This is a genomic window from Pseudooceanicola lipolyticus, assembly GCF_002786325.1.
Taxonomy (GTDB): domain Bacteria; phylum Pseudomonadota; class Alphaproteobacteria; order Rhodobacterales; family Rhodobacteraceae; genus Pseudooceanicola_C; species Pseudooceanicola_C lipolyticus.
Genome location: NZ_PGTB01000192.1, coordinates 1 through 6375, shown reverse-complemented (window position 1 = coordinate 6375; position 6375 = coordinate 1). Strand labels below are relative to the sequence as shown.

The following is a 6375-nucleotide window of genomic DNA, read 5'->3' as shown; positions in this document are numbered from 1 at the left end:
AGCCGGTTCAGCCCGGCCATGGCAAGGAAGGTGCAGTCGGCGACGCCCTCGGCCAGCTTGCGCAGGCGGGTCTGCACATTGCCGCGGAACTCCACCACCCCAAGGTCGGGGCGGCGGTGCAGCACCTGCGCCTTGCGCCGCAGCGAGGAGGTGCCGACAACCGCGCCCTGCGGCAGCGCCGCGATCGAGGTCAGCGCCGGAGAGACGAAAGCGTCGCGCGGGTCCTCGCGCGGCAGGTAGGTGTCGAGCACCAGCCCGGCGGGTTGCTCCACCGGCATGTCCTTCATCGAATGCACCGCCAGGTCGATGGCGCCGGACAGCAGGTCGCGCTCGATCTCGCGGGTGAACAGACCCTTGCCGCCGATCTCTGAGAGCGGCCGGTCCTGCACCGCGTCGCCGGTGGTGGTGATGGCGACGATCTCGAAGGCCTCGCCCGGCAGGTCGAAGGCGGCGGCAAGGCGGTCGCGGGTTTCATAGGCCTGGGCCAGCGCCAGCGGCGAACCGCGGGTGCCGATGCGCAGCGGCGCGGCGGGAGAGGGCAGAGGCAGGGTCATGTGCCGTCTTTAGTCGCGTCTTTGTGGCCGTTCAACCGGCGCGCGGCGCTTGACATTCGGGGGCAGGGATCCGACCCATCGCCGGCAGCCATGCGGGGGAAGGTCATGACATCGCAAAAGACATTGCTGAGGGCGCTGGCGGGCGAGGTCCAGGCGGTGCCGCCGGTCTGGATGATGCGGCAGGCCGGCCGCTACCTGCCGGAATACCGCGCCACCCGCGAGAAGGCCGGCGATTTCCTGGCGCTGTGCTACACCCCGGACCTGGCCGCCGAGGTGACGCTGCAGCCGATCCGGCGCTATGGCTTTGACGCGGCGATCCTGTTTGCCGATATCCTGCTGGTGCCGCAGGCGCTGGGCGCCGATTTGTGGTTCGTGCCCGGCGAGGGGCCGCGCCTGTCGACGGTGACCGCACAGGGCGATTTCGACGCGCTGAAACCGGCGGAGGTGGTGCACGAGACCTTGGCGCCGGTCTATGAGACGCTGCGCATCCTGACGCGGGAACTGCCGGCCGAAACCGCGCTGATCGGCTTTGCCGGGGCGCCCTGGACCGTGGCGACCTATATGATCGCCGGGCAGGGCACGCCCGACCAGGCGCCGGCCCATGCGCTGATGGCGGCGCAACCGGCGCTGTTTGACGCGCTGATCGCACGGATCACCGCGGCGACCATCGAATACCTGTCGGCGCAGATTGCCGCCGGTGCCGAAGTGGTGAAGCTGTTCGACAGCTGGGCCGGGTCGCTGACCGGTGCCGCCTTCGACCGCTACGCGGTGGCGCCCACCGCCGAGATCATCGCGGCGCTGAAGGTCCGTCACCCGGACGTGCCGGTGATTGCCTTCCCGCGCGAGGCCGGGGCGCGCTATGACGGGTTTGCCCGTGCGACCGGGGCGGATTGCGTGGCGCTCGACAACGCGGTGGACCGGCAATGGGCGGTGGCGCATGTGCAGCGCGACGGCTGCGTGCAGGGCAATCTGGCGCCGTCGCATATGGTGACCGGCGGCGCGGAACTGGTGGCCGAGACCCGCGCGGTGGTGCAGGCCTTTGCCGGCGGGCCGCATATCTTCAACTTGGGCCACGGCATCACCCCGGATGCCGATCCGGCCAATGTGCAGCTGATGATCGACACACTGCGCGGCGGCTAGGGCAGATTCGCTCTTGACGCCCCGATGTGCCTGCCTTACGTGGCCTGCACTCGGGGCGGAGTAGCTCAGTTGGTTAGAGCAGCGGAATCATAATCCGCGTGTCGGGGGTTCAAGTCCCTCCTCCGCTACCAGAGTTTTCCCAATATCAATTCCCGGGCCAGCGCTCAGTCGCGGCGGGTTGTCGCTTGCAGGATGGTGACGAGGATCTGGCGGCGCTGCTGCGGGTCGTGGCCGGCCTGGGACAAGGCGCGCCAGACGGTGAAATCGGCCAGTGCCGCCGCGCGTTTGACGTTGGCGGACTGCGGCGCCTCCTGCAGCGCCTCAGCGACGAAAGCGGTGACGCCCTTGCCGATCTCGGCAAGGAAACCGGCCAGCGGCGCAACGCGGTCCTGATCGCGGACAGCGCTCCAGAGCGGCGCCTGGGCCCGCGTGTAAAAGGCATCGAGTGTGTCGGCGAGGCGGATCAGCCGGTCGGCCCGCGAGTCCAGCTCGGCAAAGGTTGCGGCGGCGCGGTCGGGCCGCGGCGGGTCGATTTCCTCCCAGACATGCGCGCCGCAGGCCTCGACCAGCGAATCCGGGGTCGGGAAATGCCGATAGACGGTGGCAGCGCCGACGCCGGCCCGCGCCGCGACATCGGGAAAGGAGGTGGTGGCCACCCCCTGTTCGACATGCAGTTCCATCGTCGCGGCCAGGATCCTGGCGCGGGTCTCGTCCTGGGCCGCGGCGCGGCGGGACTGTCGATAGCTGCGGGGCATGTCGGCTCCATATTGACGAAAAGATAATTTCGTGAAAAATTATTCTCACCAAATTAGGCGATTCCGCCTTTGGTGTAAAGTCGGAGTCTGAGATGACCTTGCAACAGACGATCCCGGCACCGGCCCTTGCCGTGCCGGTGCAGAAAGCGGCGGCACAGCCGCGGCGCTTTCTAAGCTTCACTGCCCGCATTCTCGGCAACGGAACCGATACCGGCGGGCTGCACGCGGTGGAACTGCAGCTGCCGCCAGGCGAAAGCTCGCCCTGGCACGTGCATCATGACGAGGACGAGTGGTTTCACCTGATCGAGGGAGAAGTCGAGGTGCTTGTCGGTGACAGCCGGACGGTGCTGGGCGCCGGTGGCTTTGCCTTCGGCCCGCGCGACGTGCCGCATGGCTTTCGTGTGATCAGCGCCACGCCGGCCCGGCTGGTGCTGTTGACCGTGGGCGGCCGCTTCTCGGACTTCGTGGTCGAAAACAGCGAGCCGATCGAGGACAGTGGCGCGGCGGATGCTGCGGCACCGGACATTGCGCGGCTTGTCGCCTCGGCGGCGCGATACGGGCAGGAAATTCTGGGCCCGTTGCCGGCGTGAACCGACAGGCCCGGACGGTTGGTGGCGGCCCCTGCCGCCACCGGCATTTTGCGGCGAGTTCATGATTTTGAATGATCTGCGCGCCCCACAGCGGATGCTGATCTGCCCGTTCAGAAATGCGTCGCCCATTTCGGGTGGCGGTCATCGATAACCAGGGGATGGCTGTGCCGCTTTTGCCCCAGGATATGGGGGTGGTCCGGCGGCAGGTTGTCATGGGTGTGTTCGACCTCTGGTGCTTCATGCGCCGGCCAGAGATGCCGGGCGGCGAGCAGGCCCAGAGCGGCGACACCGGCCAGCACGACCAGTGCCGGAGCCGCGCCGAAACGGGTTAGCAGCCAGCCGGCCAACGGATAGCTGCCCAGCCAGCAGGCATGGGACAGGGCGAATTGTGCGGCGAAAACCGCGGGTCGGTCCTCGGCATGGGCGGATCGCCGCAACAGCCGGCTTGAGGGGGTCAAGACGCTGGAATAGCCGATACCGATGAGCCCCCAGGCGCCCAGCAGGGCGGGCCAGCCAAGCCCGGTCCAGCCGATGACCGCGGCAAGGCCGGCCAGGCTTGCCACCATCAGCGCCGCGCCCGCCAACATCACTGGTCGGTCCGGCAGCCGGTCCAGCAGCCGGGGCAGCAACAGCGCCGCCGACATCGATCCGGCGCCAAAGGCGAACATCGTCCAGGCCAGGGCGCTGTCCGGCAGGCCCAAGGTGCCGCGCACCAGCACCACCGAGTTCACCAGAACCATCGCGCCCGCGGCGGACACCGCGAGGTTCAGGGCCAGCAGGCCGCGCAGCCGTGGGGTGGCAAGGTAGATGCGGATGCCGCGCGTGGTGCGGTCGTAGATCCCGCGCGGCTTTGACGGTTTCGGGCTGGGCAGGACGACGGACACCACCAGAAGGGCCGAGCCGAGGAAGCCTGCCACCGTGCCGAGGAATAGCGCGTTATAGGTCATCACCGCCAACAGCAGCGCGGCCAGCGCCGGGCTGGCGATGGTTTCAAGGTCATAGGCTAGCCGGGACAGCGACAGCGCCCGGGTATAACGATCCTCCTGCGGCAGAACATCGGGAATCGTCGCCTGGAAGGTCGGGGTGAAGGCGGCCGAGGCCGATTGCAGTAGGAAGATCAGCAGATAGACCTGCCAGATCTCGGTCACGAAGGGCAGCGCCAGGGCGCAGCCGGCCCGCAGCAGGTCAAGCGCGACAAGAAAGGCCCGCCGGTCGACCCGGTCGGCCAAAGCGCCGGCCAGCGGGGCGATGCCGACATAGGCCAGCATCTTGATGGTAAAGACCGTGCCCAGCACCATTGCCGCGCCGTCCCCGGCCAGGTCATAGGCCAGCAGACCAAGCGCCACGGTGGCCAGCCCGGTGCCCAGCAGAGCGACCACCTGGGCCAGGAACAGGTGGCGATAGGTGCGGTTGGCGAGAATGGTCCACATGGGGCCTCACACGGCGCGGGACAGGCTCTCGTCTTCCGCATGGGCGGCGAGGCGATCCCGATCTGACATGCGAAAAGCCTAGCCGCGCCCTGGCGCGCTCTCAAGCCGGAGGCCGAGGGCGGCGCGGGCGATCACCGGCTGCCGGACGCCGCCTTGGTCCCGGATCCGTTCAACAGCTCTTCGGCTGTGGGCGTCGGCCGGTCGAAATAGTCCAGGGTGCCGGCATAGCCGTTTCCACCCATGCGGCCGATCGCGTCCAGCTTGGTGTGGTCCGAATAACAGGTCGCGGGGTCGATGATGTCCTCGCGGATATGGGCCATCACGATGCGGCCCAGGATGATTTCGCGGGCGGAACTGACCGCGATGCCCAGATAGCGTTCGCACTCGAAGGCTACCGGCGCCTCGGCGATGCGGGGGCAGGCAACCTTTTCGCCGGGCACTGCGGACAGGCCGGCGATGTCAAGCTCGTCCACCCCCGGTTCGAAACCGGCGGCGGTGACCGACATCGCCTCGACATTGGCGCGGTCGACGATGTTGACGGTGAAACATTCGGTCATGCGGATGTTGTAGGCGGTGTCCTTGAAGCTGCGGTCGGGCTTGTTTTCGACCCCCAGCGCCAGGATCGGCGGGTCGGCGGACAGGCAGTTGAAAAAGGAATAGGGCGCGGCGTTGACCACGCCCTCGGGCGAGACCGTGGTCACCCAGGCGATCGGGCGCGGCACGATGGTGCCGATCATCACCTTATAGGCATCGCGCGGTGTCAGGGCCGAGAAATCGAAACAGTGGTGCGCGCTGGACCGGGTCATGATTTTCCTTCCGTCGAATTTCTGCGGCATGATTTTGAAATCGTGTCTAAGTGCGAGGAATCTAGAATACAATCGTCGCAGGAATGGGCCTCAACCCTGCGAGCGAGAGTGCCGATCGGACCTTGGAACGGGGTGCCTCGACCAGGCTGGCCAGCATCGGCCGATGGTCACGTTCAGCCGGCGATCGCCACCAGGTGGTTGTCCCACGCGCGCTCGGCCGTGCTGAGCGGCGCAAGCGCCGCCGCGGTGCCCTGCAGCACGCCGCCCAGGCCATCGGTTGCAACGAAGCCGGCCGGGCCGGCTGCAAGCCCGCAGATATCCGCGCGCCGAAACGCGGCGATGAATCCGCCGTCGCGGTCGAACAGATGCAATCGCCCGCCGCGCGGCGAGGTGATGCCGACAGTAGACCCATCCGCCGCAAAGGCGATGCTGCCGGCATAGCCCTGCATCGCCAATTGCTCGGCCAGATCAGCCGCCGCCAGGACCGGCGCTGCGCCGCGTCGGTGCAGGCCAAGCAGCGGCGTCGCGGCGCCGGGTTCGCCCTCCCATTGCATCGCAAAGGCCACCTGGCCATCCGGGGCAAGGGCAAGGTGGCGGATCGAGTTCTGCCTAAGGTCGGCTGGCAGCTGCACCTGGTCCAGAACCTCGCCCGAGAGCGTGACATAGGACAGGTTCGGCTGCATCGTCGCCAGGTTGAGCTTGGCCCGGCCGCTGTCCGGATGGGTGCGGATGCCGCCATTGGCCACCACCAGCACCTCGTCCGACCATGCCCGGATATCGTGCGGGCCGATCCCGCCCGAGGCGATTTCGCCGATCCGGGCATAATTGCGCGAACGTGTCCACAGCCCGATGCGGCCGGCGCCGGATTCGAAATCGCTTTCGCTGGTTGCCAGGATCTCGCCCCCATGCAGAAAGGCGCCGTGGCCGTAGAAGTGCCGCCCCGCCGGTGCATCGAGCCGGTGGGCCAGCCGCCCGTCCAGGCAATCGATCACCAGTGCAAAACGCCCGGGGCGCCGGGCAAAGGCGACGGCCTCGGGCGCCACCGGATGCGCGGCCGCCGCATGGCCGCGATCGGGCAGGGCGATGCGGAACAGGTCGCG

At 68.0% G+C, this 6375-nt stretch carries 7 protein-coding genes and 1 tRNA gene; 3 read left to right on the top strand and 5 right to left on the bottom strand.

The features are described from left to right. Positions 1–554: hydroxymethylbilane synthase (gene hemC, locus CVM52_RS22700; RefSeq protein ID WP_100164643.1), on the bottom strand; the 554-nt coding region annotated here is incomplete at its 3' end. A gap of 105 nt (positions 555–659) precedes the next feature. Here hemC and hemE point away from each other — a divergent pair. Together hemE and CVM52_RS22690 are read left to right on the top strand one after the other, a co-directional pair. After that, positions 660–1694, top strand: a complete 1035-nt coding sequence (hemE, locus tag CVM52_RS22695) for a uroporphyrinogen decarboxylase (protein WP_100164645.1) — start codon at positions 660–662, stop codon at positions 1692–1694. Between the two features lie 54 nt (positions 1695–1748). Beyond that, positions 1749–1825: transfer RNA gene (locus CVM52_RS22690), tRNA-Met, on the top strand. A 33-nt stretch (positions 1826–1858) separates the two neighbouring features. Here the strand turns inward: CVM52_RS22690 and CVM52_RS22685 are convergent. Beyond that, complete coding sequence (locus tag CVM52_RS22685) at positions 1859–2449, bottom strand: TetR/AcrR family transcriptional regulator (RefSeq protein WP_100164642.1); 591 nt, start codon at positions 2447–2449, stop codon at positions 1859–1861. A 92-nt stretch (positions 2450–2541) separates the two neighbouring features. Here CVM52_RS22685 and CVM52_RS22680 point away from each other — a divergent pair, with 92 nt between their 5' ends. Next, entirely contained in the window at positions 2542–3039 is a 498-nt protein-coding gene (locus tag CVM52_RS22680) for a cupin domain-containing protein (protein WP_100164641.1), read from the top strand. A 110-nt stretch (positions 3040–3149) separates the two neighbouring features. Here the strand turns inward: CVM52_RS22680 and CVM52_RS22675 are convergent, their stop codons facing one another. From CVM52_RS22675 to CVM52_RS22665, 3 genes are all read right to left on the bottom strand, one after another. Further along, positions 3150–4469, bottom strand: a complete 1320-nt coding sequence (locus CVM52_RS22675) for an MFS transporter (RefSeq protein ID WP_100164640.1) — start codon at positions 4467–4469, stop codon at positions 3150–3152. Between the two features lie 131 nt (positions 4470–4600). After that, the gene (locus CVM52_RS22670) at positions 4601–5275 is read right to left on the bottom strand and encodes a flavin reductase family protein (RefSeq protein ID WP_100164644.1); all 675 of its coding nucleotides are present in this window, start codon (positions 5273–5275) and stop codon (positions 4601–4603) included. A 173-nt stretch (positions 5276–5448) separates the two neighbouring features. Then, positions 5449–6375, bottom strand: a 927-nt coding sequence (locus tag CVM52_RS22665) for a DUF1513 domain-containing protein (protein ID WP_100164639.1), incomplete at its 5' end; no start/stop codon positions are given.

Coding starts and splice junctions, on each gene's coding strand:
- hemE (WP_100164645.1), top strand. CDS start 660: ATGACATCGCAAAAGACATTGCTGAGGGCGCTGGCGGGCGAGGTCCAG.
- CVM52_RS22685 (WP_100164642.1), bottom strand. CDS start 2,449: ATGCCCCGCAGCTATCGACAGTCCCGCCGCGCCGCGGCCCAGGACGAG.
- CVM52_RS22680 (WP_100164641.1), top strand. CDS start 2,542: ATGACCTTGCAACAGACGATCCCGGCACCGGCCCTTGCCGTGCCGGTG.
- CVM52_RS22675 (WP_100164640.1), bottom strand. CDS start 4,469: ATGTGGACCATTCTCGCCAACCGCACCTATCGCCACCTGTTCCTGGCC.
- CVM52_RS22670 (WP_100164644.1), bottom strand. CDS start 5,275: ATGACCCGGTCCAGCGCGCACCACTGTTTCGATTTCTCGGCCCTGACA.